The organism is Actinomyces haliotis (assembly GCF_015355765.1).
Lineage (GTDB): Bacteria > Actinomycetota > Actinomycetes > Actinomycetales > Actinomycetaceae > Actinomyces > Actinomyces haliotis.
The window spans coordinates 76,178-101,917 of sequence record NZ_JACWNA010000005.1 but is presented as its reverse complement, the minus strand read 5'-3'; the positions used below and the strand labels follow the sequence as shown (position 1 = coordinate 101,917).

At 73.1% G+C, this 25,740-nt stretch carries 23 protein-coding genes; 8 read left to right on the top strand and 15 right to left on the bottom strand.

Translation table 11 applies throughout. From position 1 onward, the window contains the following. Window positions 1-36: 36 nt before the first annotated feature. The 9 genes from recO to IXW69_RS04275 form a co-directional block, all read right to left on the bottom strand. Complete coding sequence (gene recO, locus IXW69_RS04315; RefSeq protein WP_194785133.1) at window positions 37-783, bottom strand: DNA repair protein RecO; 747 nt, start codon at window positions 781-783, stop codon at window positions 37-39. A gap of 177 nt (window positions 784-960) precedes the next feature. Further along, window positions 961-2,739 (bottom strand): 2-isopropylmalate synthase, encoded by a 1,779-nt coding sequence (leuA, locus tag IXW69_RS04310; RefSeq protein WP_194785132.1) that lies wholly within the window; start codon window positions 2,737-2,739, stop codon window positions 961-963. 513 nt (window positions 2,740-3,252) lie between these two features. Beyond that, complete coding sequence (locus tag IXW69_RS04305; RefSeq protein ID WP_194785131.1) at window positions 3,253-6,840, bottom strand: proline dehydrogenase family protein; 3,588 nt, start codon at window positions 6,838-6,840, stop codon at window positions 3,253-3,255. Between the two features lie 171 nt (window positions 6,841-7,011). Continuing rightward, window positions 7,012-8,907 (bottom strand): alpha/beta hydrolase family protein, encoded by a 1,896-nt coding sequence (locus tag IXW69_RS04300; protein WP_323745169.1) that lies wholly within the window; start codon window positions 8,905-8,907, stop codon window positions 7,012-7,014. A gap of 22 nt (window positions 8,908-8,929) precedes the next feature. Continuing rightward, on the bottom strand, window positions 8,930-10,120 hold the full coding sequence (gene era / locus IXW69_RS04295) for a GTPase Era (RefSeq protein ID WP_228524729.1): 1,191 nt from the start codon (window positions 10,118-10,120) through the stop codon (window positions 8,930-8,932). Between the two features lie 61 nt (window positions 10,121-10,181). Then, the gene (locus tag IXW69_RS04290; RefSeq protein ID WP_194785130.1) at window positions 10,182-11,471 is read right to left on the bottom strand and encodes a hemolysin family protein; all 1,290 of its coding nucleotides are present in this window, start codon (window positions 11,469-11,471) and stop codon (window positions 10,182-10,184) included. Then, on the bottom strand, window positions 11,468-11,926 hold the full coding sequence (ybeY, locus tag IXW69_RS04285; protein ID WP_194785129.1) for an rRNA maturation RNase YbeY: 459 nt from the start codon (window positions 11,924-11,926) through the stop codon (window positions 11,468-11,470). Before ybeY ends, IXW69_RS04290 begins: the two co-directional genes overlap by 4 nt. Continuing rightward, window positions 11,923-13,161 carry a PhoH family protein gene (locus IXW69_RS04280; protein WP_194785128.1) on the bottom strand — a complete coding sequence of 413 codons (1,239 nt, stop codon included), beginning with the start codon at window positions 13,159-13,161 and terminating at the stop codon, window positions 11,923-11,925. Before IXW69_RS04280 ends, ybeY begins: the two co-directional genes overlap by 4 nt. Before the next feature lie 126 nt (window positions 13,162-13,287). Next, entirely contained in the window at window positions 13,288-14,121 is an 834-nt protein-coding gene (locus tag IXW69_RS04275) for a 16S rRNA (uracil(1498)-N(3))-methyltransferase (RefSeq protein ID WP_194785127.1), read from the bottom strand. 82 nt (window positions 14,122-14,203) lie between these two features. Here IXW69_RS04275 and IXW69_RS04270 point away from each other — a divergent pair, with 82 nt between their 5' ends. Then, window positions 14,204-14,974: a YggS family pyridoxal phosphate-dependent enzyme gene (locus IXW69_RS04270; RefSeq protein WP_194785126.1), complete on the top strand. Its 771-nt coding sequence runs from the start codon at window positions 14,204-14,206 to the stop codon at window positions 14,972-14,974. Window positions 14,975-14,999: 25 nt separating this feature from the next. Here the strand turns inward: IXW69_RS04270 and IXW69_RS04265 are convergent, their stop codons facing one another. Both IXW69_RS04265 and IXW69_RS04260 read right to left on the bottom strand, forming a co-directional pair. Beyond that, window positions 15,000-15,728, bottom strand: coding sequence for a response regulator (locus IXW69_RS04265; RefSeq protein ID WP_194785125.1), 729 nt, complete (start codon window positions 15,726-15,728; stop codon window positions 15,000-15,002). A 2-nt stretch (window positions 15,729-15,730) separates the two neighbouring features. Continuing rightward, window positions 15,731-17,062 (bottom strand): sensor histidine kinase, encoded by a 1,332-nt coding sequence (locus IXW69_RS04260; RefSeq protein ID WP_194785124.1) that lies wholly within the window; start codon window positions 17,060-17,062, stop codon window positions 15,731-15,733. A gap of 128 nt (window positions 17,063-17,190) precedes the next feature. On the opposite strand from IXW69_RS04260, the gene IXW69_RS04255 reads away from it, so the two are divergent. From IXW69_RS04255 to IXW69_RS04235, 6 genes are all read left to right on the top strand, one after another. Then, window positions 17,191-18,141 carry an ABC transporter ATP-binding protein gene (locus IXW69_RS04255; protein WP_194785123.1) on the top strand — a complete coding sequence of 317 codons (951 nt, stop codon included), beginning with the start codon at window positions 17,191-17,193 and terminating at the stop codon, window positions 18,139-18,141. Then, window positions 18,141-18,947, top strand: a complete 807-nt coding sequence (locus IXW69_RS04250; protein ID WP_194785122.1) for an ABC transporter permease — start codon at window positions 18,141-18,143, stop codon at window positions 18,945-18,947. Before IXW69_RS04255 ends, IXW69_RS04250 begins: the two co-directional genes overlap by 1 nt. An 80-nt stretch (window positions 18,948-19,027) precedes the next feature. Beyond that, the gene (locus IXW69_RS04245) at window positions 19,028-19,786 is read left to right on the top strand and encodes an ABC transporter permease (RefSeq protein ID WP_323745168.1); all 759 of its coding nucleotides are present in this window, start codon (window positions 19,028-19,030) and stop codon (window positions 19,784-19,786) included. Between the two features lie 59 nt (window positions 19,787-19,845). After that, window positions 19,846-19,971 (top strand): hypothetical protein, encoded by a 126-nt coding sequence (locus IXW69_RS11870; RefSeq protein ID WP_267240541.1) that lies wholly within the window; start codon window positions 19,846-19,848, stop codon window positions 19,969-19,971. Between the two features lie 6 nt (window positions 19,972-19,977). Beyond that, complete coding sequence (locus IXW69_RS04240) at window positions 19,978-20,277, top strand: GNAT family N-acetyltransferase (RefSeq protein ID WP_194785121.1); 300 nt, start codon at window positions 19,978-19,980, stop codon at window positions 20,275-20,277. After that, complete coding sequence (locus IXW69_RS04235; RefSeq protein ID WP_194785120.1) at window positions 20,274-20,483, top strand: GNAT family protein; 210 nt, start codon at window positions 20,274-20,276, stop codon at window positions 20,481-20,483. Before IXW69_RS04240 ends, IXW69_RS04235 begins: the two co-directional genes overlap by 4 nt. Before the next feature lie 14 nt (window positions 20,484-20,497). Here the strand turns inward: IXW69_RS04235 and IXW69_RS04230 are convergent, their stop codons facing one another. From IXW69_RS04230 to hrcA, 4 genes are all read right to left on the bottom strand, one after another. After that, a complete protein-coding gene (locus tag IXW69_RS04230) occupies window positions 20,498-20,953 on the bottom strand; it encodes a MarR family winged helix-turn-helix transcriptional regulator (protein WP_194785119.1) in 456 nt (151 codons plus the stop codon). After that, the gene (locus tag IXW69_RS04225) at window positions 20,953-21,948 is read right to left on the bottom strand and encodes an NADP-dependent oxidoreductase (protein WP_194785118.1); all 996 of its coding nucleotides are present in this window, start codon (window positions 21,946-21,948) and stop codon (window positions 20,953-20,955) included. The genes IXW69_RS04230 and IXW69_RS04225 overlap by 1 nt, the downstream gene beginning before the upstream one ends. Window positions 21,949-22,069: 121 nt before the next feature. Then, window positions 22,070-23,215 carry a molecular chaperone DnaJ gene (dnaJ, locus tag IXW69_RS04220; RefSeq protein WP_194785117.1) on the bottom strand — a complete coding sequence of 382 codons (1,146 nt, stop codon included), beginning with the start codon at window positions 23,213-23,215 and terminating at the stop codon, window positions 22,070-22,072. A 112-nt stretch (window positions 23,216-23,327) separates the two neighbouring features. Beyond that, on the bottom strand, window positions 23,328-24,449 hold the full coding sequence (hrcA, locus tag IXW69_RS04215) for a heat-inducible transcriptional repressor HrcA (protein ID WP_194785116.1): 1,122 nt from the start codon (window positions 24,447-24,449) through the stop codon (window positions 23,328-23,330). A gap of 128 nt (window positions 24,450-24,577) precedes the next feature. On the opposite strand from hrcA, the gene IXW69_RS04210 reads away from it, so the two are divergent. Continuing rightward, complete coding sequence (locus IXW69_RS04210; RefSeq protein ID WP_194785115.1) at window positions 24,578-25,693, top strand: DUF3097 domain-containing protein; 1,116 nt, start codon at window positions 24,578-24,580, stop codon at window positions 25,691-25,693. The last annotated feature ends 47 nt before the right edge of the window (window positions 25,694-25,740 follow it).

Genomic DNA, 25,740 nt, shown 5'->3' with positions numbered 1-25,740 from the left:
GAGGGGGCGGAGCCGGTTCCGGCGGCGTCGGTCACGTCAGGCCCTTTCGACGAGGGAGAGGGAGCGCAGGCGGCGCTCGAGGTGCCAGGTCAAGTATGCCGAGACGAGCCCGGAGGCCTGGGCCCTCTCACGGGACGCTGAGGCGTCGGCGACGCCCCAGGCACCCGAGAGCAGCGATCCGAGGAGCGCCATCGTGCCGGGCTCGACGTCGACGCTGCCGGCCGGGCGGCACGACTCGCACACGGCGCCGCCCGCCTGGACGTGGAAGGAGGTGTGCGGCCCGGGCGCGCCGCACCGGGCGCAGTCGAAGCAGGACGGCGCCCAGCCTGCGAGGGCGAGGGCGCGCAGCAGGTAGGAGTCCAGGACCAGCCCGGGCGCGTGCCGGCGCCGCGCGAGGGCGGACAGGGCACCGTAGAGGAGGAGGAACTGCTGCGGGGAGTCGGCGGTGTCGACGTCCCCGGAGTCCTCGGTGAGGCGCTCGGCCGTCTCCACCATGGTGGAGGCGCAGGTGAAGACCGCGTAGTCGCTCGTGATCAGCCCGGCGAAGGGGTCGATGGTCTCGACCTGGGTGACGACGTCGAGGTTGCGCCCCTTGTGGAGCTGGACGTCGATCATGGAGAAGGGCTCGAGGCGGGCGCCGAAGCGGGAGGTCGTGCGGCGCACCCCCTTGGCGACGGCGCGCACCTGGCCGTGGGAGCGGGTGAGCAGGACGATGATGCGGTCCGCCTCGCCCAGCTTGTACGTGCGCAGGACGATCGCCTCGTCCCGGAAGAGCCTCTCCACGGGGGCCACTGTGCCACGGGCGGCCGGCGACGGCGCCGAGGGCCGCTGCGCCGTCGGCGGACGGGGCCCAGCGGCGTCGGGATCGACGGGTGCGGCCCGAGATCGAACCCTGCTGGTTCGCTCTCGGGCCGCACCGTTCGATCTCGGCACCCCGCCGGCTGAGCGGGCCGGCCGTGCTCAGCGCATGGCGCGGTTGACGGCGGAGATGATCGCCTTGAACGAGGAGGTCGTGATGGAGGGATCGATGCCGACGCCCCAGAGGACCTGGCCGTTGACCTCGCACTCGACGTAGCTGGCGGCGCGGGCGTCACGGCCCTCGGACATGGCGTGCTCGGCGTAGTCGAGGACCCTGACCTTGACGCCGGTCTGCTCGAGGGCGGAGACGAAGGCGTCGAGCGGGCCGTTGCCGGAGGCGGTGAGGAGCTTGCGCTCGCCGTCCTCGCGGACCGTCACGGTGAGGATGGAGTCGTCCTCGCCGACCGCCGTGAGGGTGGCGCCCTTGAGCTCGAAGCGGCCCCAGGGGGCGAGGCCGGCGTCGGGAGCGGCCTTGGCGGGCAGGTACTCGTCGGCGAAGATCGCCCAGAGGTTCTGGGCGTTGACCTCGCCGCCGTAGGTGTCGGTGTGGCGCTGGACGATCCGGGAGAACTCGATCTGGAGGCGGCGCGGCAAATCGAGGTTGTGGGTCGTCTTGAGCAGGTAGGACACGCCACCCTTGCCGGACTGGCTGTTGACGCGCACGACGGCCTCGTAGGAGCGGCCCACGTCGTGCGGGTCGATCGGCAGGTAGGGCATGCGCCACGGCACGGCCGCCTCGGCCGCCTCGGCGTCGAGGCCCTCCGCCTTCTTCGCCTCGACGTCCTTGGCGCGGGCGGCGAAGCCCTTCTTGATGGCGTCCTGGTGGGAGCCGGAGAAGGAGGTGTAGACGAGGTCGCCGGCGTAGGGGGTGCGCGGGGGCACGTCCATCTGGGTGGAGCGCTCGACGACACGGCGGACCTCGTCGATGTCGGACAGGTCGAGCATGGGGTCGACGCCCTGGCTGAACAGGTTGAGGGCCAGGGTGACGAGGTCGACGTTGCCGGTGCGCTCGCCGTGGCCGAAGAGGCAGCCCTCGACGCGGTCGGCGCCGGCGAGGAGCCCGAGCTCGGCGGCGGCGACGCCGGAGCCGCGGTCGTTGTGGTTGTGCAGGGACAGGCAGACGGCGTCGCGGTGGGAGAGGTTGCGGCTCATCCACTCGATCTGGTCCGCGTAGACGTTGGGGGTGGCGCGCTCGACGGTGGCCGGGAGGTTGAGGATGATCTCGCGGTCGTCCTCGGGCTGCCACACGCCCATGACGGCCTCGCAGACCTCGAGGGTGTAGTCGCGCTCGGTGTCGACGAAGATCTCCGGGGAGTACTCGAAGCCGAAGATCGTGTCGTCCGTGAGGACCTTCTCGGCGCGGGCCATGACCTGGCGGGTGCCGTCGACGGCGAGCTCGCGGATGTCGTCGCGGCCCATGCGGAAGACGACGTCGCGGAACAGCGGGGAGAGCGCGTTGTAGAGGTGGACGGTGGCGCGCGGCATGCCGACGCAGGCGTCCACGGTGCGGTCGATGAGGTCGCCGCGGGACTGGGTGAGGACGGAGATGGTGACGTCCTCGGGGATGGCGTCGTCGTCGACGAGGGAGCGGACGAAGTCGTAGTCGGTCTGGCTGGCGGCCGGGAAGCCGACCTCGATCTCCTTGAAGCCCATGCGGACGAGGAGGTCGAAGACGGCGCGCTTGGCACGCGCGTCCATCGGCTCGATGAGGCTCTGGTTGCCGTCGCGCAGGTCGGTGGTGAGCCAGCGCGGCGCCTTCTCGATGCGCCTGGTGGGCCAGGTGCGGTCCGGCAGGTCCGTGTCGAGGGTGGAGAGGAAGGGCAGGTACTTCGAGAAGGGCATCCCGGAGGGCTGCTGGGGGGCGGGACGGGCGGTGCGCATGGGTTTCTCCTGGTGCAGGTGGCTGGACGCGGGTCCGGCTCCGGCGCGTCGCGTGGTGGTGCGGCGGGCGCGGGGTCGGGGTACCCGGTGGCTGGCGTCGCGGAGAGAGCCGCGGTCGGGGTGCCGGCCTGGTCAGGCCCCGCCGCGGCGACTAAGCAGGAGGCTGAGGCGCGTCCGGGTCATGCGGACGCGCGCGCTCGTGGTCGCTCGCACGTGGCGACCGTACCCCGAATCGTGACCCGTGTCAGACGGCGACGCGGACCGGACCTCGCACCGCCTCCAGACGGCGCCGGCACGCCCGCCACCGGTGGGCTCCGCGCGCACCGGCGCTGCGTGCGTCCCCCGCCCATCGGTCCCCGACGCTCCTTGGACCATCGCGACGAGACTGGACCGCCTGAGACAGTGTCTCAGGCGGTCCAGAATCACCAGCGTGGTCCATGCGCGCGGAGAGCTCGGGCGGCGCAGCGCCTCATGCGTCTGCTGGGCCCCCAGGGTCTCCAGGGTCTCACAGTCTCAGAGCAGGCCCTCGGCGAGGTCCAGCGGGGTGCCGAAGCGGTGCTTGGTGACGCTCACCGCCTGCTCGCGCAGGAACGGCAGGAGCTCGACGTGCGGCGAGGCGGTGACGCCCCCGGTGTAGAGGGCGACGTCCGGGCTTCCGCCGGTGACACGGCTCGCCTCGGACCAGCGGGCCTCGGGGTCGACGCCGCGCTGTCCGAGCAGCCGCACGCGCACGCCCAGCTCGCCGGAGGAGGCGAGGTCGGCGAGGCGCGACTCCCAGACGCCGGGCGCCTCGACGGCGACCTCGACGCCCGCGGCGCGAGCCGCCGACGCCAGACGCGTCGGGAGCTCCTCGGCGGCGGACACGCTCACCTCGCCGCCCGCGAGGACGCCCGCGGCGAGGACGCGCGCGAGGTCGGCGACGTTCGTGCCCGCGCCGGCGCGCACGACGACGTCGGAGGGCACGTAGCGCAGCACGTTGCGCTCGCAGGCGAGACCCGAGACGTCGCGCCCGACGCCGTACTCGTCGGCCCAGGCCGTCGCGTCGGCGACGAGGGCGCGGCGCAGGAAGGCGACGTCGCGCTTGTCGAGGTCGCCGGCGACGGCGTCGTAGACGGCCTTGACGCGGGGCTCGAGGAGGCTCCCCAGGTCGTGCCGGCCCTTCGCGGAGGCGCGCTCCTCCTCGGCGTCGCGGGTGGCGTCGTCGCCGGGCAGGACGTCGACGAGGCCGAGCAGATAGCTCGGGCCGCCCGCCTTCGTGGTGGAGCCGATGGCGGAGCGCTTCCAGCCGCCGAAGGGCTGACGGCGGACGATGGCGCCCGTGATGCCGCGGTTGACGTAGAGGTTGCCGGCCTCGACGCGGTCGAGCCACAGCGCGAGCTCGTCCGGGTCGAGGGTGTGCAGGCCGGAGGTGAGGCCGTAGTCGACGGCGTTGACGGCGTCGATGGCCTCCTCGAGGGTCTCCACGCGCATGACGCCGAGGACCGGGGCGAAGTACTCGGTGAGGTGGTACTCGCTGCCCGGGGTGACGCCGGCGCGGATGCCGGGGCGCCACAGGCCGTCGCCGAGGCTCTCGGGCTTGACGACCCAGTGCTCGCCCTCCCCCAGCTCGGTGAGGCCGCGCAGAGCCTTCTCGTCGTCGGGCTGGACGACCGGCCCGACCTCGGAGTCGAGGTTCCAGGGCATCTTGACGCGCAGCGACTGGGCGGCGTCGACGAGCTGGCGGGCGATACGCTCCGAGCGGCCGGCGGAGCCGACGAGGATGAGCAGCGAGGCCGCCGAGCACTTCTGGCCGGCGTGGCCGAAGGCGGAGGCGATCGTGTCCTTGACGGCGAGGTCCGGGTCCGCCGAGGGGGTGACGATGATGGCGTTCTTGCCGCTGGTCTCGCCGAGCAGGTGCATGCCGGGCTTCCAGGAGCGGAAGAGCTTCGCCGTGTCGTAGGAGCCGGTGAGGATGACGCGGCCGACGCCGTCGTGCTCGGCGAGGTGCTGGGAGACCTCGCCGTCGTCGAGTGCGGCGAGGACGAGGACGTTCTCGGGGACGCCGGCGTCGTGGAAGGCGCGGACGAGCTCGGCGGCGCAGCGCTTCGCGGGCGGGGCCGGCTTGAGGACGACGGTGGAGCCGGTCGCCAGGGCGGCGGCGACGCCGCCGGTGGGGATGGCGAGCGGGAAGTTCCAGGGGCTCGCCACGACGGTGACCTCCACCGGGGAGACGGTGGCGCCGCCGAGGTAGTCGGGGTCCTCGAGGAGGAGGGAGCGCTCGGCGTAGTGGCGGCAGAAGTCGATGGCCTCGGAGACCTCGGGGTCGGCCTGGCTGACGGTCTTGCCGGCCTCGGAGCCTGCGACCTCGATGAGCTCGCCGCGGCGGGCGCCGAGCGTGTCGGCGACGCGGTGGAGGATCGCGGCCCGTCCCTCGGCGCCTAGCTCGCGCCAGGAGGCGGCGGCGTCGCCGAGGTCGAGGATGAGCTCGTCGACGTCCGTCGTGGTGGCGAGGCGGGCGGCCGAGGCGTCGACGGCGTCGGCGCCCAGGCGGGAGTCCCTCATGCGCGCCGCGATGTCGCGGGCCCACTGGCGGTTGGCGGCGAGGGCCGGGTCGGAGTCGGGCTCGTTGGCGAAGGTGCGGCGGGCCTGCTCGGAGTCGGCGCCCGTGGGCTCGGGGACGCCGGCGGCAGCCTCGGCGAGGCGGTCCTGGGTGCGGTTCGGGGTCGGCACGGGCGCCGCGGGGTCGACGTTGGAGAGCGCGGCGAGGAAGCGGCCGCGCTCGCGGTCGAAGACCTCCTCGTTCATCGCGATGTCGAAGACGCCGGACATGAAGTTCTCCGGGGCCGCGTTCTCCTCGAGTCGGCGAACGAGGTAGGAGATCGCCACGTCGAACTCCTTGGGGTTGACGACGGGGACGTAGAGGAGGAGGTGGCCGGTGTCCCGGGTGACGACCTTCTGCATGTCCTCGGCCATGCCGGAGAGCATCTCGAACTCGACGGCGTCAGTGTCCTCGAGGCCGCGGGCGCGGCGCAGCTCGAAGCCGAAGGCGCAGTCGAAGATGTTCATGCCGGCCACGCCCAGGCGGATGTTGCGCGTCCGCTCGGGCGTCATGGCCCAGTCGAGGATCCGCTTGTAGTTGGTGTCCGTGTCCTGCTTGGAGGGCTGGGTGGTGAGGTCCCAGCCGTGGATCTCGGCGTCGACGCGCTCCATGGAGAGGTTGGCGCCCTTGACGCAGCGGACCTTGATCCGGGCGCCGCCGGCGTCGACGCGGGCCTTGGCCCACTCCTGGAGCCGCTGCATGGCACCGAGTGAGTCCGGGAGGTAGGCCTGGAGGACGATGCCGGCCTCGTAGCCCCGCAGGTCCTCCTGGTCGAGGATCGCGGTGAAGACCGCGATGGTGAGGTCGAGGTCCTTGTAGTCCTCCATGTCGAGGTTGAGGAAGGTGCCGTTGTCGCGTGCGAGGCGGTAGAGCGGGGTGAGGGCCTCGACGCCGTGGGCGACGACCTCCTGAAAGCCCCAGGGGTCGTGGGGGCCGGTGACGGCGGAGACCTTGACGGAGACGTAGTCGACGTCGTCGCGCTGGACGAGCTCGGAGACGGCCTCGAGACGGCGGGTGGCCTCGGCCTCGCCGAGGACGGCCTCGCCGAGGAGGTTGACGTTGAGTCGGTGACCGCCCTTGCGGAGGCGGGCGAGCGCGGGCCCAAGGCCGGCCGGGCTGGCGTCGACGACGAGGTCGCCGACGATCTCGCGGAAAGTGCGGCGGGCGACGGCGGCGACGGTGCGCGGGGCGAGCCGGGAGGCGGCGCCTCCCAGGCCCAGGGCGGCGCGCAGGTAGGGCGGGAGGAAGTCGTTGCGGCGCCTCGTGAGCTTGATGAGGGCGTCGCCGGCGACGTCGAGGTCGACGGGGCGGACGACGTCGTCGACGAAGCGGGTGGTGAAGTCGAGGCCCTCGGGGTCGGCGAGGATGCCGGACAGGAGCGCGGCCGTGCGCGGGGTGGACTCCGCCGAGGACTCGTCCGCCCATCGTCTCGCCCTCGTGACGGCGCGCTGGCCGATCTCCCAGAGCTCGTCCGGGCAGGCGCGGGCGGCGGGGTCAGTGGTTCCGGCGGGGGTGGTGGACATGCGCGGTTCTCCTCGGCTCCTCGGGTGGGTGCGCCGTCACGGTGGCACGACGGTGTGTCACGGGGCCCACGACGGCGTGACGAGAGTAACCCCTCGGAAACACTCGCGCAGGTCCTCGGTCCCCGCGGGTCGCTCGGCGTGGCCGGCGGAGCGCGCCTGCGGGCGCGAGCGTCAGAGGAGCACCGGGAAGAGCCCCCAGTAGGACAGGTCCACGAGGAGGACGACCGTTCCCGTGAGCGCGAGCGCGAGGACCGCGCCGGAGGGGACGGTGAGCCAGCGGCCGCCCTCGTCCCGTCCGTGACGCTCGTGCCCGCGCACGTGCCACGCGCGCGCGACGAGCTTGACGAGGAGGACGAGCGTGCCGAGCGCCGTCAGCTGCGCGACGGCCCAGCCGCCGTAGGACAGCCACGGGTTCGACCGGTAGGAGACCGCGAGCCGGGCCACGGCGACGAGGTAGGCCAGGTAGAGCACCCACGAGGCGGTCACGGACAGTGCCAGGGCCGCCGTCCACCGGCCGACGGGGTCGGGCAGGTGCAGGCCGCGGCGTCCCACGAGCCGGGGCGCCTGACCGAGGAGCCAGACGAGCCCCGCGGCGATGAGGAGGAGGAAGCCGGAGAGGATCGCGAGGACCATGAGGTCCCCGGAGGCGTACCAGCGGGTCGCTCCGGGCGTCGTCGCCGAGAAGTCCTGGACGGGGGTGGCTCCGGCGACCTGCGGGGAGGCGCTCGCCGTGACCGGCAGCCCGTCGATCCAGCGGCTGAGGTCGCGGGCGACGCCCGGAGCGAGCCTGCCGTCGGTGGAGTTGCCGAGCTTGAGGCCGTGGTTGGCGCGCTCGTAGTAGCGCACGGTGAGGGCCTTGTTGCCGTTAGCCGCGATGGCGTCGCGGACCGTCTCGGGCCCCTGCACGATCGGCATGGAGGAGTCCCCCGTCCCGTAGAGCATGAGGATGGGGACGCGGATGCGCCGCTCGTAGGAGCGGGCGTCGAAGTCGACGTAGTCGAAGCCTCCACCGGGGATCTCCTGGGATCCGAGGACGCGCGGGATGACGGAGAGGATGGCGGGCGGGACGCCGACGTTGTCGAGGTAGTTGACGGCGGCGAAGGAGGCCTGCTGGCGCAGGAGGACGACGGGGGCGCTGGCCAGGACGAGGAACGCGATCCGCTGGTCCTGGGCGGCGAGGACGACGCCGGGGAAGCCGCCCTCGGACTCGGCGTAGATCCCGACCTGGTCCGGGTCGACGAAGTCCTGCGACCGGAGCCAGTCCACGCTCTTCTCGTAGTCGGCGGCCATCGAGACGTAGTCGCGGCTGGTCGTGCTGTAGTTTTCCATGGGCTTGGAGGGCACGAGGGTGGTGACGCCGGTGGAGGCGATGGAGTCGGCCTGCTCGGCGAAGCCCCACGCGGTGTGCGTGCCCGCGCCGTGCATGAAGACGACGGCGCGGGTGGGGGTCGTGACGCCCTTGGGTCGTCGGAGCAGGGCGGGGAGCGTCTCGCCGTCGGCCTGGGTGACCTGGACCGTCGCCGTCTCGACGTCGTAGGTGCCGACGGCGGGGGTCGTGACGTCGCCGCCGACGCGGGTGTCGCTGGTGCTCGGGGCGAGGTCGGTGTGGACGGGTGTCGGGCTCCAGCGGGGGCCGGCGAGGGTGCCGACGAGGCTGAGGACCAGCAGGGAGACGACGACGGCGCCGGCGGTGCGGTGGTCGCGGGAAACGGCGAGGACGAGGGCGCCGAGGGCGACCGTGGAGAGGATCTCCCAGATCTCCTGGCGTCCGGTGCCGAGGACGGCCAGGAGGACGACGACCGCGGCGACGCCCAGCGCCATGATCCACAGGCGGTGGCGCTCGGTCCGCCAGACGTCGGTCAGGAGGGTGGCGACGCGGCTGGGCACCGCGCGCAGCCAGCTCCAGGTGGAGCGGACCTCCGTCTCGGTGAGGTGGGCGGGCTCGGCTCGGCGGCGTGCCCGTGCCTCGGCGTGGCGGGCGCGGGCGCTCTCGAGGCGTGAGGCGCGCGGGGAGGAGGGACGGCGCGACCCGTCGTCCGGTTCCTCCTGCGGTGCCCGCTCACTCACGTGGTTCGCTCCCCGGCCCGGCTCAGAAGCCCAGCTTGGCGAGAGCCTTGGGGTCGGACTGCCAGTCCTTGGCGGTGCGGACGTGGAGGTCGAGGTAGACCTTGCGGCCGAGGAGCTTCTCGATGCCCTTGCGCGCGTTGACGCCGATCTCCTTGAGGCGCGATCCGCCCTTGCCGATGATGATGGCCTTCTGGGAGTCGCGCTCGACGACGAGGCTGACGCGGACCTGGAGGCGCTGGCCGCGGCCCTTCACGGCGGAGGAGGTGGCGTCGCGGCGGGGGTCGAGGACCTCGTCGACGACGACGGCGAGCGAGTGCGGCAGCTCGTCGCGCACGCCCTCGAGGGCGGCCTCGCGGACGAGCTCGCCGATCATGACGGCCTGCGGCTCGTCGGTGATCTCACCGGTCGGGTAGAGGGGCGGCGAGGGCGGGAGGTAGCCGATGAGGACGTCCTCGAGGACATCGACCTGCTCGTGGCGCTTGGCGGAGACGGGGACGATGTCGGCCCAGTCGCCGAGGGCGTCGACGGCGAGGAGCTGGGCGGCCAGGGCCTCGCGGGAGACCGTGTCGCTCTTGGTGACGACGGCGACGACGGGCTTGCGCAGCTCGGCGAGGTCGCGGGCGATGTAGCGGTCGCCGGGTCCGACCTTCTCGTCGGCGGGGACGCAGAAGGCGATGACGTCGACGTCGAGGAGGGTCTCGCGCACGAGGTCGTTGAGCCGCTTGCCGAGGAGCGTCTTGGGGCGGTGCAGCCCGGGCGTGTCGACGAGGACGAGCTGGCTCGTCTCACGGTGGACGACGCCGCGCACGTTGTGGCGGGTGGTCTGCGGGCGGTCGCTCATGATGGCGACCTTCTGGCCGACCATGGCGTTGGTGAGCGTGGACTTCCCTGCGTTGGGGCGGCCGACGAGGCAGGCGAAGCCGGCGGTGTAGCCCTCGGGGACGTCGGGCACGACGATCTCGACGCGGGCCGAGGCGGGCAGGACCGCGTCCTCGTCCTCGCCGTCGCCCGCGCCGTCGCTGTCGTCGCCGGGCAGGACGGGGAAGCCGTCGGCGTCGAGATCGACGTCGGCTGCGACGTCGGCGGAGCCAACGCTTTTGCGCGTCGCCGTCTCGTCGGCGGAATCCGCGGAGTCGGCTGAGTCATCGTCGAAGGCGTTCGGGCCCGCCATGAGCTCGTCGTCGCTCGGGAAGCGGAAGGGGGTGTCGGTCATGGGGTTCTCCGTCGTGCGTCTGCGGGGTGCCTCGGTCGCCGTGGGCGCCGGGGGAAGGAAGTCAGTCAGTGGGCTCGTCGCCGTCGTCCGGATCGGGGGTGCGGGAGGCGAGGAGGCTCGTCACCTGGTGGCGGCGGCCGGTGGCCTCGTCCGCGACGAGGTGGACGCCCTGGGCGTCGCCGACGGCCCCGGGGATGGGCACGCGGCCGATGGCCTTGGCGAGGAGCCCGCCGGCGGTGTCGACGTCGTCGTCGTCGATCTCGAGGCTGAAGAGCTCGCCGAGCTCGCCGAGGCCCAGGCGGGCGGGGACGCGGAAGAGCCCGTCGCCGAGGTCCTCGACCTCCGGCTCCGCGTGGTCGTGCTCGTCCTGCAGCTCCCCGACGACCTCCTCGAGGAGGTCCTCCATGGTGACGATGCCGGCCGTCCCGCCGTACTCGTCGACGGCGAGAGCCATGTGGAAGTGCCCGGTCTGCATCTCGCGCAGGAGGTCGTCGGCGGCCTTCATCTCGGGGACGTAGACGGCCTCGCGGGTGAAGGCGGAGACCTCGCGCTCGGACTGCTCGGGGTGGGAGGCGAGGCGGCGCAGGACGTCCTTGAGGTAGAGGACGCCGCGGACGTCGTCGGCGTCGTCACCGATGACGGGGACGCGGGAGTAGCCGGAGCGCGTGAACAGGCGCATGGCGGCGGAGGCGGGCTTGTCCGCGTCGATGGTGACCATGTCGGTGCGGGGCACCATGACCTCGCGGACGAGGGTCTGGCCGAGCTCCACGACGCTGCGCAGCATCTCGCGGTCCTCGTCCTCGATGGACTCGGAGTCGCCGATCTCGTCGATCATCTCGCGCAGGTCCTCGGTGACCTCGGCGCGGGCCTCGGCGTCGGTGAGGGTGGAGGCGCGCCCCCAGTGGTTCTCGACCCAGCGCCACGGGGCGCCGACGGCGTCGACCTTCTCCAGGACGCCGGCCAGGGCCAGGAGGGTGCCGTCCGGGTTGCGGCGGCCGGCCGAGCGCGGCGAGAGGCCGACGACCACGCCCAGCAGCAGCGTGTTGAGGACGACGGCGGTGGCGAGGACGACCCACCAGCTGTTCATGAGACCGGCGAGCGCGAGGGTGAGGAGGACGGCGGCAAGCATGTCGACCGCGACGCGCACGGAGGCGACGGCGCCGAGGACCTTGCCGCGACGCTCCGCGAGCGCGAGGACGCGGGTGGCGCCGCGCCGCCCGGCCTCGACAAGGTCCTCGGCGGCGGCGCGCGTCATGCGCGTGAGGGCGGCCTCGGCGGCCGAGAGCAGCGCGCCGAAGGCGAGGACGGCGATCGCCAGGACGACGAGGAAGGCGACAGGGGTGCCGGTCACTTGCCCCGCTCCGCGAGGAAGGTGAGGAGGAGCCGGCGCTGGAGGTCGAACATCTCCTTCTTCTCCTCAGGCTCGGCGTGGTCATAGCCGAGGAGGTGGAGGATGCCGTGGGTGGTGAGCAGGAGCATCTCCTCGACGGCGCTGTGCCCGGCGTCGAGGGCCTGCTTGGCGGCGACCTGCGGGCACAGGACGATGTCGCCGAGGGTGCCGGCGGGGGTCTCGGAGTCGGGGGTCCCGGGGCGGAGCTCGTCCATCGGGAAGCTCATGACGTCGGTCGGCCCGGGCAGGTCCAGCCAGCGCACGTGGAGCTCCTCCATCGGCTCGGGGTCGATGAAGAGGATGTTGAGCTCGGCGCGGGGGTTGACGTGCATGGCCCGCAGGACGTGGTCGGCGAGGGCGGCGAACTCGGCGCCGTCGATCTCGGCGTCGGTCTCGTTGTTGACCTCGGTGGTCATGCGCGGTTCCTCTCTCGGAATTCCTGGGGCGTGCGCCCGGGTCGGTTGCCGCGACGGCGGTCATCGGCGTGCTGGGTGCGGTGGCCGGAGCGGCGCGAGCCGTCGCGTCCGTCCTCCTGAGCGGCGCGGGCGGCCTGCTGGGCCTCGTACTCGCCGTAGGCGTCGATGATCCGGCCGACGAGGCGGTGACGGACGACGTCCTCGCTGCCGAGCTCGCAGAACGAGATGCCGTCGACGCCGTCGAGGATGCGTCGCACGACGACGAGGCCGGAGGGGCGGCCGCCGGGCAGGTCCACCTGGGAGACGTCGCCGGTGACGACCATCTTGGAGCCGAAGCCGAGGCGGGTGAGGAACATCTTCATCTGCTCGGGGCTCGTGTTCTGGGCCTCGTCGAGGATGACGAAGGCGTCGTTGAGGGTGCGCCCGCGCATGTAGGCGAGCGGTGCGACCTCGATGGTGCCGGCGGCCATGAGCTTGGGCAGGGCCTCCGGCTCGAGCATGTCGTGAAGGGCGTCGTAGAGCGGCCGCAGGTAGGGGTCGATCTTGTCGGTGAGCGAGCCGGGAAGGAAGCCGAGGTTCTCGCCGGCCTCGACGGCAGGGCGGGTGAGGATGATGCGGGAGACCTGCTTGCGGGCGAGGGCGTCGACGGCCTTGGCCATGGCGAGGTAGGTCTTGCCGGTACCGGCGGGGCCGATCCCGAAGGTGATGGTGTGCTCCTCGATGGCGTCCGTGTACGTCTTCTGGCCGAGGGACTTGGGCCGGATGGAGCGCCCGTGGGTGGTGAGGACGTCGTCGGTGAGGACCTCGGTGGGGCGGGCGGCGGCGTCGAGGAGGCCGATGGCGCGCTCGACGGCGTCGGCGGTGAGCGGGGTGCCGGCGCGGGCGACGTCGATGAGCTCGGAGAGCAGGACGATGACCGTGTCGACGCGCTCGGGCGCACCGGCGACGGAGACGGAGGTGCCGCGGACGTGGACGCGGACGTCGGGGAAGCCCTTCTCGATGGCGCGCAGGACCTCGTCGCGCGGGCCGAGGAGGGCGACGGGCGCCAGGTCGTCGGGCAGGACGAGCGTGCGGCTCGCGTCCTCGTGGAGGCCGGTTCGCGAGCTGGTCGCGCTCGCGGCGCCGTGGGTCGCCGTGGCCGTGTGCGCGGTGTTCTGCTGGGCTGTCTGCTGCGCCGGCTGGGCGCCTGAGGTGATCGCCGAGGGATCGGCAACGTTGATGGGCGTGTTCGTCATCGTGGCCCGAGTCTATCGATCGCGCGGCCGCGGGCCGAGGGGCGCGACGGCGGGATCGGTCACGCGTGCGGGGTGTGAGGCGCGGGCGGAGCAGCCCCGGGGCCCGGGGCGAGCGATCTCGAGGACTCAGCCCCACAGCCCGGCGCGCTGCGCGAGGACCGCGAGCGCGACCGGCCCGGCGGAGGCGGTGCGCATGACGTGCGGGCCGAGGCGGACGGTGGTGGCGCCGGCGGCCTCAAGGGCGGTGGTCTCCTCGGGAGCGATCCCGCCCTCGGGGCCGACGACGACGGCGAGGAGCGGCGCCTTGGAGCGCTTGCCGGCCGCTGTCGGCGCGTCCCCCGCCTCGGGCGCCGGAAGCTCCGCGCCGCTGATCGGGGCGGTGCCCTCCTCGTGGAGGACGAGGACCGCTCCCCCGGCGTCGACGACGTCACGCACCCACGCAGCCAGCTGCTTGGTGCCGGCGGACTCGAGCACCTCGGGGACGCGGGCGCGGCGGGCCTGCTTCGCCGCCTCGTGCGCGGTGGCCTGCCAGCGGGCCCTGCCCTTGGCGGCCTTGGGCCCGTTCCACACGGAGACGCAGCGGCTGGACTGCCACGGGACGACGAGGTCGACGCCGACCTCGGTGGCGGTCTCGACGGCCTGCTCGTCGCGGCCGCCCTTGGCGAGCGCCTGGACGAGGGCGAGCCTGATCACGGGGGCGGGCTCCTCGACGCGCTCGGTGACGCGGACGCCGAGACGGTCCTTGGCACCGCCGGCCCCGGGCTCGGTCACCTCACACACGAGACGCAGCCCGGCGCCGTCGATGAGGTCGACGCGCTCTCCGGCGCGGAGCCGTCGCACGGTGACGGCGTGCCGTGCCTCGGGCCCGGTGAGGACGAGAAGGCCCCCCGAGGCGGCGGTCGCAGCGGCGCCGGCGGGCTCAAGGGTCTCGGGGGTGAGGACGAAGACGGGGGCGGTCACGGGTGCCAGCCTAGAGGCGAGAGGGTTCCGGCCCGCGCACGTCCCGGCGGCCTGCCCGGCCCCCCGCACTACAGTCGGTGCCATGAGTGAGTCGACCTCGAACCCGCCCTCGTCCGCCGCCGCCACGGCCAGCAGCGTCGAGGACTTCCGCGCCAAACTCTCCGCCGTGCGCGCCCGCCTTGAGGCCGCCGCTCAGCGCGCCGGGCGCGAAGCCTCCGAGATCCGGCTGCTGCCGGTCTCCAAGACGGTTCCCGAGGAGCGGCTGCGCAACGCCTTCGAGGCGGGCGTCCACGAGATGGGCGAGAACAAGGTCCAGGAGGCCAAGCGCAAGAGCGAGAACCTGGCCGAGCTCGGGATCCGGTGGGCGCTCATCGGTCACCTGCAGTCGAACAAGGCGAAGGACGTGGCGCGCTTCGCCGACGAGTTTCAGGCCCTCGACTCCCTCCACCTCGCCCAGGCTCTCGACCGTCGCCTCCAGACCGCGGGGCGTCAGCTCGACGTCTACGTCCAGGTCAACTCCTCCGGGGAGGAGTCGAAGTTCGGGCTCGAGCCGGGCGAGGTAGCCGGCTTCCTGCGCGAGGTGGCGGCCTTCGACTCCCTGCGGGTGCGCGGCCTCATGACGCTCGCGGCCCACACCGACGACCGGGACCGGATCCGCGAGTGCTTCCGGATCATGCGCGAGCTGCGCGACGCAGGAATCCAGGAGGGTACGGTCGGCGACGGCCAGCTCTCCATGGGCATGTCCGGGGACTTCGAGCTCGCCATCGAGGGCGGCTCGACCTGCGTGCGCGTCGGACAGGCCATCTTCGGTGCGCGCCAGTACCCGGACAGCACCTACTGGCCCGGGAACTGAGCAGCGCGCCCTCGGCAGGCTCGCCTCATCCCTCGGACAGGACCTCGTCCATGGTCACGATCCCGGTGCGCAGCGCATCGAGGACGAGCTGAACCCTGTCGCGCGCCCCGGTCTTCGCCAGGAGGTGCGAGACGTGGGTCTTGACCGTCGGCATCGACAGCCAGAGCCGGTCGCACAGCTCCTGATTCGTGAGCCCGAGCGCTATGAGGCGCAGGACCTCTCGCTCGCGGTCGGTGAGATCGGGGACGTGAGCCTGTCCAAGCGACGCCACGCTGGTCGGGGTCGCCGGCGGAGAGACCACCTGCTTCTGGCGCAGGGCGCCGAGGAGCCGACGGGTCGGCCCCGGGGAGATGACTGAGTCGCCGCGATCGACCGTGCGGATGGCACGCGCGATCTCCTCGGGCGCCGTGTTCTTGAGCAGGAAGCCGGCCGCACCAGCCTCGACCGCTCCCATGACGTAGCCGTCCGTGTCGAAGGTCGTGAGGATGACGACGCGCCCGGGTCGCCCCTCCCGCACCCAGCGGCGCGTCGTCTCAAGTCCGTCAGGCCCGGGCATCTGGACGTCGAGCAGGAGTACGTCGACCGGCTGCTCGGTGGCACGGACGAGGGCCTCGTCTCCGCGCTCGGCCCGCCAAAGGACCTCGAGGTCGTCCTGCGCGGACAGGATCATCGCGAGTCCGGCAGTGAGCAGCGGCTCGTCGTCGGCGATTCCCACCCGGATCCTGGTCGCACCATCGCTCGTCGTCTGGGACATCGTCACTCCTCTCCGTTCGTCACGGCGCCCGGGAGGCGCACGCTGACGCGCCAGCCGCCCGAGGCGGTCGGCGCCGCGCTCATCGCCCCGCCGAGGGACCCGACCTCCGCGCGCATCGCCGCGAGCCCGGTCCCGCCGTGCTCGGCGGCAAGGGCTCCGCGGGCCGCGGTCCCGTTCTCGACCTCGACCACGAGCCCGTCGTCGTCTACCCCGAGCTCGACGTCGATCGGCGAACCCGGCGCGTGGTGGAGTGCGTTGGTCGTCGCCTCGCGCACCACTCGGAAGGCGCACTGCGACGAGGTGGGACTCGGCTCGCCGAGCACTTCCATCCGCATTCTGACGATGCTCCCGGCCGCTCGGAGGCGGGCCAGGAGCGCAGGCACCTCGTCGATCCCGGGCCCGCGGACGCTCCCGGGGGCGGAGGCGCCGATAACGGAAGCAGCTGCTGTCCTGGCGGGCTCCCCAGTCGGGGCCTCGTCGTCACGCAGCACCTCGACGAGGGCGCGCACGTCGTCGACGGACCGTCGGCTCGTCTCGCCGATCACCGCGAGGGCGCCGTCGGCCTGAGCGGGGTCCTTCGCGAGGATGGCGCGGGCACCCTCGGCCTGCATGCCGATGACGGCGAGGGAGTGACCGACGACGTCGTGGACGTCCCGGGCGATGCGGTTGCGCTCGTCAGCGACGGCGAGACGGCGCTCGGTGTCCTGCTGGGCGAGGAGCAGCTCCACGCGTTCGGCCTCCTGCTCCCGGCGCTCACGCGTCCTGCGGCGCAGGAGCCCGCCGAGGAGGGCGACCGTCATGACCACCCAGCCCACCACGACGTCGGCAGCCACCTGCGCGACGTCCGGGAGCCCGTCGCCGACCTCGAGGGACACCCGCACGACCGCGGCGGCCGCCCCTGCGAAGCCCATCGCGAGCAGGAGCCAGGCTCGCGGACGGGGCACCCGGCTCGCGGCGGTCTCGACCGCGATGAGGCAGGCGCCAAGGACGACGAGCGAGAGGCTCGGGAGGACGAGAGCGTGGACGGCGCACGCGACACCGAGGACGATGACGGCGGCCGTCGGCCGAGCACGCCGCGCCAGCGTCGCGAGGACCGTCGCGACGACGACGGCGAGGTACGTGACCGGCAACGTCGCGTTGTCGCTCTCGCGGAACATCGTCGTGACACCGCCGAGGGTGCCCGGGGCGTTCCAGGTGCTCACGTACGCCACGAGGAGGGCGGCCAGGACGTCGGGCCAAGCGGGCCGCACCAGGGCGTGCAGGCGCTCTCGGGAGCGCCGCGGCGTCCGCGCACCGGGCTCGTGAGCCTCGGGATCGCGGAGACCTGACGTCATGGTCGAACGGTATCGGTTGCGCGCGGCCCCGGTCCTCATACCGCGGTATGAGCGGCGCCCGCGACGGCACCCGAGGAATCAGACCCGGGCCTGACGACCAGCGGCGCGCGCCCCGCCAGGCTTGAGCCATGACACAGGACACCAACGACCTCGCGATCAGCACGCGGGGCCTGACCAAGAGCTTCGGCTCGGGCGCCGCGGCGCGCACCGTCGTCGACCACCTCCACCTCGCCGTGCCGCGGGGCTGCGTCTACGGCTTCCTCGGGCCGAACGGCGCCGGCAAGTCGACGACGATGAAGATGCTCCTCGGGCTCCTCGCTCCGACCGAGGGCGAGACGAGCCTCCTGGGGCAGCCGCTCACCGCCGCGTCGCGCGGTCCGCTCATGGCGCGCACGGGCTCAATGATCGAGCAGCCGCCCGGCTACGGCCACCTGACGGGGGCGGAGAACATGTCGATCATGCAGCGCATGCTCGGCCTCAGCGACGCCCAGGTGGCCCGGGCCCTCGAGCTCGTGCGCCTCACCGAGCACAAGGACAAGCTGGTGCGCGTGTACTCGCTCGGTATGAAGCAGCGGCTCGGGATCGCGCTGGCGCTGGCCCGGGAGCCCGACCTCCTCATCCTCGACGAGCCGACGAACGGGCTCGACCCGGCGGGGATCGAGGAGATCCGCCACCTGCTCGTCTCGCTGGCCGGCGAGGGCGTCACCGTCATGGTCTCGAGCCACCTGCTCGACGAGATCGATCGCATGGCGACCGTCCTCGGCATCCTCGTCGCGGGGCGGGTCGTCTTCCAGGGCACGCGGGCCGAGCTCATGGAGCGTTCGGTGCCTGACGTCCTCGTGGCCACACCGAGTCCTCAGCTAGTCACCGACTCTATGCTCGCCGGTCTCGTCGTCGACGGCACCCGCCCGGCTCTCACGAACGAGGGCCTGCGCCTCCCGGGGCTCGCACCCGACGCCGTCGCCGAGCTCGTGCGCCGGCTCGTGGCGGCAGGTGTCCCCGTCCACGAGGTGCGTCGCGAGTCGCAGAGCCTCGAGGACGTCTTCATGGACCTCACCGGTGGGGCGGGGGTGCTGTGATGCGATCGCCTCACGCTGTTGCCCAGGTCTCCTCCCGGGTCGCCCTGTCCACGGCCGTGCGCCTGGAGGTTGCCAAGACCCGCCGGCTGTGGATCTGGCCCGTCGCCGCCGCGCTCGTCGTCGTCGGGCTCGGGCTCTCACTGCCGATGAGCCGCTCGGCGCGCGCCGCCCTCACGGCCCCCGGGGACCCGTGGCCCCAGCTCCTCCTGTCGACGTCGATGGCGGCAGCGCTCGTGTCCCCGGTCCTCACCGCCGTCCTGGCGAGCCGCCTCACCGAGGTCGAGCACACAGGGGGCGGGTGGATGATGGCGGCCGCCACCGGTCTCACTCCGGGGCGGCTGTGCCGCGCGAAGGCCATCGCCCTGTCGGGGGTGCTCGCCGTCGCGGTCACCGTCCAGGTCGGGACCGAGGTGCTCGTCGCCCGTCTCCTCGGCGCGACAGCCCCGCTGAGCGCCCGCCACTGGCTCGGGTACGCGCTCCTCCTCCTCGCCGTCGACGTCGTCTTCTGCGCCTGGCACGTGCTGCTCGCGGCCCGTGTCGAGAACCAGATCGTCACGGTCGGCGTCGGCTTCCTCGGCTCGTTCATCGCGCTGTTCTCCCTGCTCATGCCGCCGGCTCTCACGCGGCTCGTCCCGTGGGGCTACTGGGCCCTCATCACGCCCGCCGCCCAGAGCGGGGCCGGTGACGACGGAGTCCTCACCGTCGCGTACACCGTCCCGCCGCTCGGTTGGGTCCTCGGCTTCCTCGTCCTCACGACCGTGGGATTCCTCGCGGTCACCGCAAGACTCGACCGGATCGAGAGGTGATCCCCGTGCTCCGCTCCCCCCAGGCTTCCTCCTCCATCCCGTCCACGACGTCCCCCCTTACCTCATCGTCTGCAGTGACCGTGCCGTTCCCTCGTCTCGTCTCCGCTGAGATGCTCAAGCTCCGGCGCTCGATGGTGTGGCTCTTCGCCGTCCTGCTCCCGGTGCTCGCCGTCATCACCGGAACCGTCAACTACCTCGCTAACCAGGGCACGCTCCACGCGGGCTGGGACTCCTTCATGGGGCAGGTCACCGTGTTCTACGGCCTGTTCTTCTTCGCCGTCGGCGTCGCACTCATATGCGCCGCCGTGTGGCGGCCCGAGCACCGGGGCACCAACTGGAACGCGATGCGGACGACCCCGGCCGGCGCGGTCCGGATCGTGCTCGCCAAGACTGTCGTCGCCGTCCTGCCCGTCGCCGCCATGCAGGTGGTCCTCGTCGTCCTCGCGTGGGCTAGCGGCGCGCTCGTCGCCCACCTCGGCGGGGGCCTGCCAGCGAGCGTGCTCGTCGACGGCGCTCTCGGCATCCTCGCGGCCCTGCCCCTCGTCGCGCTCCAGTCGCTCCTCGCCATGGTGCTGCGCTCCTTCGGGGCGCCGGTCACCCTCGGCCTGCTCGGCACCATGGTCGGGCTCGTCCTGTCCTACGTCGGCACCGGGCTCGGCGCGCTGTGGCCGCACTCGCTCGCCACCCGAGCCCTCACGCTCGGGACCTCGGCGCTGTCGACCACGGGCGGCCTCGACTGGGCGGGCGTCGCTCCGGTGCTCCGGGGGACGGTCATCACGGGCATCGTCTTCTGGGGACTGCTCGTCCTCGTGGCCCGTCGTGGAGCGAGCAGCGTGTGATCCCCGTGCACGGTGACGACCCGCTCACCGGACGGCGCGCGTCGTCTACCCTGATCGCCGTGGGACAGATTCGGTACCTCACGGAGGTTGGGGCCGTGCACGCCCAGCAGATCAACGGCTTGTTCGTCGGCTGGCCGACGTCACCCAGCACGGAGCAGCTCATCGCGGTCATGGACGGCTCCTAACGACGGGTGTGGGCGCTCGACGGCGAGCGGGTCGTCGGCTACGTCAACGCCATCAGCGACGGCGTCCTCAACGCCTTCATACCCTGGCTCGAGGTGCACCCCGACTACCAGGGACGCGGAATCGGCACCGAGCTCGTGCGCAGGATCATCGTCGAGCTCGACGGGATGTACGCGATCGACCTGTGCTGCGACCCGGAGCTCGTCGCCTACTACGAGCGGATCGGCTTCTGGCCGCTCGCGGGGGCAGGACTGCGTCAGCCGGCTGTCCTCCGCGGCCGACCGGCTGAGAACGACAGACCGTCATGAGCATCGTCCTGCGATGCACGTCGGTCGCGCTCCCAGGGAACGTCGCCTCGCACCGGGTGTCCGAGCGCGTCGGGTCCCGGCTCGTCGACAGGAGCGAGCCGATCGTCGCCGGCACCCCGCGCCCCATCGACGTCTATGAGATGACGGTGGAGACGTGGCGCGCCCAGCGCCATCCCGAGGCCAGGATCGTCGTCGAGCCCGAGTAGGCGATTCAGCCCGCTCAGTCGAGGGGTCGCAGCGTCTCGGCGCGGGCGAGTGCCGCGACATCGGTGAGGAACCCGACGAAGCGCTCGCGGTCGTCGGGGGTCCAGTCCTGCGTGAGAGCGAGGATCCGGGCGTCGACGTGCGCGTAGCGCTCGGCGAGGCGGCCCGTGCCCGAGGCGTGGATCGTGACGGAGCGGCGGTCGTCCGCGTCGGAGCGCCGCTCGACCCAACCGCCCCGCTCGAGGCGCTTGAGGAGGCTGGTCATCGTCGTCGGTCCCATCCCGGTACGCCGAGCGAGCTCCGAGGGCGACATCGGGCCCTCGCGGTGGAGGAGGTCGAGGACCGCGAGGTCGGAGTCGTTGATCCCCAGCGCCGCGGCCGCCGCACGGTTCGACGCGGCGAGCTCGGTGCCGAGGGCGCGCAGCGCCAGGATGACCTCGTCGTCATGGGTGGCCGCTCCAGCCCCAGCCATCACGCGACCCGCACGACGAGGCGGCCGCGCACATGCCCGGCGAGGAGCTCCCGGTACCCCTCGCGCACCGCGTCGAGCTCGAAGGGGAGGACGCGCGCGACGTCGACGCTCACCTCCCCGGCGGCAGCGAGCCGGGCCACCTCGGGCAGGTCGCGCGGGTGCGCGTCGCGGGAGCCCGTGAAGACGGCGCGCCGCAGTGCGACGGCGGGTGCGGGGACGAGGGTGCCGGTCCGCCGCGCCGGTACGCCGAGGGCTCGCGCGAGGCCGAGGTAGCCGCCGTGGCAGTCGAGCAGCGCGGTCACCTGCCCCGGGGCACAAGCCCGGATCTGCTCGGCGACGTCGCCGTCGTAGGAGACCGGGATCGCACCCAGCTCGTTCAGCAGGTCAGCGCTCGACGGCCCCGCGATCCCAATGACGGTGGCGCCCCTGCGGAGGGCGAGCTGGGTGACGAGGGATCCGACGCCGCCCGAGGCGCCCGCGACGACGATGACGTCGCCCGCGCCCACGCCGAGTGCCCGCAGCGACCCGCAGGCCGTCTGCGCGACGACGCCCAGCGCGCCGGCGACGTCCCTGTCCAGGCCGGTCGGCGCGGCGACGACGTCGGACGCCGACGCCACGAGGTGCTCGGTGAGCGAGCCCCGACGCGAGCCGGACCCGGGGGCGCTGCGCAGGGTGCCGAGGACGCGGTCGCCCGGGGCGACGTGGCGCACGGCGTCGCCGACCGCCTCGACGGTGCCCGAGAAGTCGCGCCCGACCACGCGCGGGAAGCGCGGCTCGCCGTGGCCGAACCACCTCGACGGGCTGCGCAGGAGACTGAGCGCCTCGAGGGGCCGGACCGGCAGGTCACCCATGACGGTCTTCGCGTCGACGGGGTTGAGTCCGACGCGCTCGACGGCGACGAGCACCTCGCGCGGCCCGGGCCGAGGCGCGGGACGGTCGCGCATGACGAGGTCGTCGAGGTCGCCGAAGCGGTCGTACTCGATGGTGCGGTTCATGGCGTCCTCCCCAGGAGCGATCGTGCCCGAGCACGGAAAGTACGAATATCGTACTACCGCGTCGAACGGAAGCCTGCCGCATGGACCTCACCGCCGCGGGAGCGGCGCGGGCGCACCCGCCTCAGCGGCGCTTCTTGCCTCGTCCCTTGCCCTTGCCGCCCTTGAGCGCGTCGGAGAGCTTGCCGGCGAGCCCATCGTCCTTCGGGGCGGCCTGGCCGTCCTCGCCGCGCAGGCGGGCGAGCTCGGTGAGGAGCTCCTTCTGGCGGTCGTCCATCCGGGTGGGGGTCTCGACGACGATCCCGACGTGGAGGTCGCCGCGCGAGCTGCGGCGCAGGCGCCCCACGCCGAGGCCGTCGAGGACGACCTCGTCGCCGGGCTGGGTGCCGGCCTTGACGCTCACGGTGCGCTCGCCGTCGAGGGTCTCCAGCGGGAAGGAGGCGCCGAGGGCCGCGGCGGTCATCGGGACGCGCAGCTCGGTGTAGAGGTCGTCGCCCTGCCGCTCGAGGAACTCGTGCGGGCGCTCGTGGAACTCGAGGTAGAGGTCGCCGGCCGGGCCGCCGGCGGGGCCGGCCTCGCCGCGGCCGGACATGCGCATGCGCAGGCCGTCGGTGACGCCCGCGGGGACCTTGACCTCGAGGTCGTTGTGGACGTGGACGCGGCCCTCGCCGGCGCACTCCTTGCAGGGGGTGACGATGACGGTGCCGTAGCCCTTGCAGGTGGGGCACGGCGAGCTCGTCATGACGTTGCCGAGGAAGGATCGCTGCATCTGCTGGATGGAGCCCTGCCCGTTGCACTGGGAGCAGGTGACCGGGGAGGTGCCCGGGGCGCAGCAGGAGCCGTCGCAGACCTTGCAGGTGACGTAGGTGTCGATCGGCACCGTCTTGGTGGCGCCGAAGGCGACGTCGGCGAGGTCGACCTCGACGGCGACGAGCGAGTCGGAGCCGCGGCGAGCGCGGGAGGCGGGGCCTCGGCCGCCGGCTCCGCCGCCGAAGAAGGTCTGGAAGATGCCGCCGAGGTCGCCCAGGTCCGGCCCGGCGCCGCCGAAGCCCCCGAAGCCGGAGGCGTCGGAGCCGCCGAGGTCGTACATGCGGCGCTTCTCCGGGTCGGAGAGGGTGTCGTTGGCGGCCTGGACCTCCTTGAACTCCTCCTCGTGGCCGGGGCCGGCGATGTCGGGGTGGAGCTGGCGGGCCTTGTTGCGGTAGGCCTTCTTGATCTCCTCGGTGCTCGCGTCGCGGGAGACGCCGAGGACCTCGTAGTAGTCGCTCACTGAGCCGTTGTTCCTTCGTTGGTGGGTGGTGGCGGGTCGGGCCCGCGCTCACTGCTGTCTGTGCGGCCGGTGGTGCTGGACGCCCGCGGCCGGGGTCTGGGGTGGGGACGGGTCAGTCGCCGTCGTCCCCGGGGTCCTCGCCCCCGGTGAGGAAGCGGGAGAGGTAGTGGGCGACGGCGCGGACGGCGGCCATGGTGGCTGGGTAGTCCATCCTCGTGGGCCCGATGACCCCGAGGTGGGCGACGGCGTCGTCCGGGCCGGTGCCGTAGGAGGCGGAGATGACACTCGCCTCGGCCAGGGCGTCCTCGTGGTTCTCCGAGCCGATGGACACGCGCATCCCGTCGGTCCCGGAGCGGGCGATCCGTGCCGCGGAGAGGTCAGCGACGTCGGGATCGGCGAAGAGGCGCAGGAGGACCACCTGTTCCTCGATGGCGTCCAGGAGGGGGCCGATCGAGGAGAAGTCGAGGGTGGAGCGGGCCAGGTTCGCCGTCCCAGCGACGACGAGGCGCTCCTCGGCGTCGGGCCGCAGGGCGTCGACCAGCGCGGAGGTGACGGCGGCGAGGAGGACGCGCTCCTCGGCGGGCGCCTGCTCGGCGAGGGCGGCGAGGGTGGGGGCGACGTCGGCGGCGCGGCGCCCGACGAGGGCGGCGTTGAGGCGGGCGTGGAGGGACTCGAGGACGAGGGGGTCGACGACGTCGTCCGCGGAGATCGCCCGGGGGCCGCGCGCCTCCGGGTCCGCGGCGAGGCTGACGGTGCGCTGCTCGACGCGGCCGGTGTCCGTGATGATGACGAGGAGGACGCGCCTGGGTGACAGTGCCACGAGCTCGAGGTGGCGCAGGGCGGTGAGGCGCAGGCTCGGGTACTCGACGACGGCCAGCTGGCCCGTGAGCTGGGCGAGGACGCGGACGGTGCGGGCCACGACCTGCTCGAGGTCCGCCTCCCCGGTGAGGAGGGCGGTGATGGCGGCGCGCTCGGGCGCGGAGAGCGGCTTGACGCGGGCGACCTCGTCGACGAAGAGGCGGTAGCCCTTCTGGGTGGGGACGCGTCCGGCGCTCGTGTGGGGCTGGTGGATGTATCCCTCGTCCTCGAGGGCGGCCATGTCGTTGCGGATGGTGGCCGGGGAGACGCCGAGGCGGTAGCGCTCGACGAGGGCGCGCGAGCCGACGGGCTCGCGGGTGCGCACGTAGTCGGTGACGATCGCGGAGAGCACCTTGAGGCGGCGGTCGTCGGCCATGGCGGTGCTCCCTCCTGCGTTCGCCCTCACTGGTCACCCGCGCATCGTTAGCACTCGCGGGGTGTGAGTGCCATCCTACGCCGGGCCCCGGCGGGTCAGACGTTCGCCCAGCGTGAGGTTCCCCTAGCGTGCCCAGGGTGAACGCGCCCCTGCCCTACCGCTCGAAGATCACCCCCGGCTCGACGGCGGCCCGACGCGCCGCCCTGCGCGAGCAGGCCGCCGCGGGAGGCGCTCCGGCGGCGTCGGGCGGCGGGATGGCCTCGCAGCGCTCGGGCGGGCGCGGGGGCTCGGGACGCTCAGGCGCCGCCGGGGCCGGCCGGGCCGCGGTGCCTCCGCCGGCGCGTCCCTCGACCACGAACCGCTACGGCGGGGACGTCCTCGCCGCCGACCCGCACCGCGTCGGCCCGAACGCGATCCGCCCGGAGTCCGTCCACGTCGCCCTCACGCGAGGCATGGTGCTCGAGGACCGCGAGACCGGATTCGTCGGGGCGGCCGTCGCCGTCGAGAAGTCCGGGGGCCGGCACGTCGTCGTCCTCGAGGACCGCAAGGGTGTACGCCGCGGATTCAGCCTCGGCCCGGGCTTCTGGCTGGACGGCCGGCCCGTCATCGTCGACCCGCCCGTCGCCCGCAGGCGGCCGCCGTCGGGGCCCGTGTCCTCCAGTGGACGCAGACTCACGGCCTCTGGCTCCTACGCCGTCGAGGGCGGGCAGGCCAAGGTCGCGCGCGCCTCGCGGATCTGGGTCGAGGGCAAGCACGACGCCGAGCTCGTCGAGAAGGTCTGGGGCGACGACCTGCGCCACGAGGGCGTCGTCGTCCTCATGCTCGACGGCGTCGACAACCTCGAGGAGGTCATGGCGGAGTTCGGGCCGAGCCCGGACCGGCGCGCCGGCGTGCTCGTCGACCACCTCGTGCCGGGCTCGAAGGAGTCCCGGATCGCCGAGCGCGTGCGCCAGGCGCCCGGCGGTGAGAACGTGCTCGTGCTCGGGCACCCCTACATCGACGTGTGGCAGGCGGTGAAGCCCGAGCGCGTGGGGCTGACGGAGTGGCCCTACGTGCCCAGGGGGACGGACATCAAGCACGGCACCCTTGAGGGGCTGGGCTGGCCGCACGAGTCGCAGGCGGACATCGCGCGCGGCTGGCAGCGGATCCTCGCGACCGTGCGGAGCTACAAGGACCTCGAGCCGAGCCTGCTGGGCCGGATGGAGGAGCTCATCGACTTCGTCACCGCTCCGGGGACGCGCTGACTCCACGCGCTGCTGGCACACACGCGCGCGGCTCGGCCTGCGCGGGC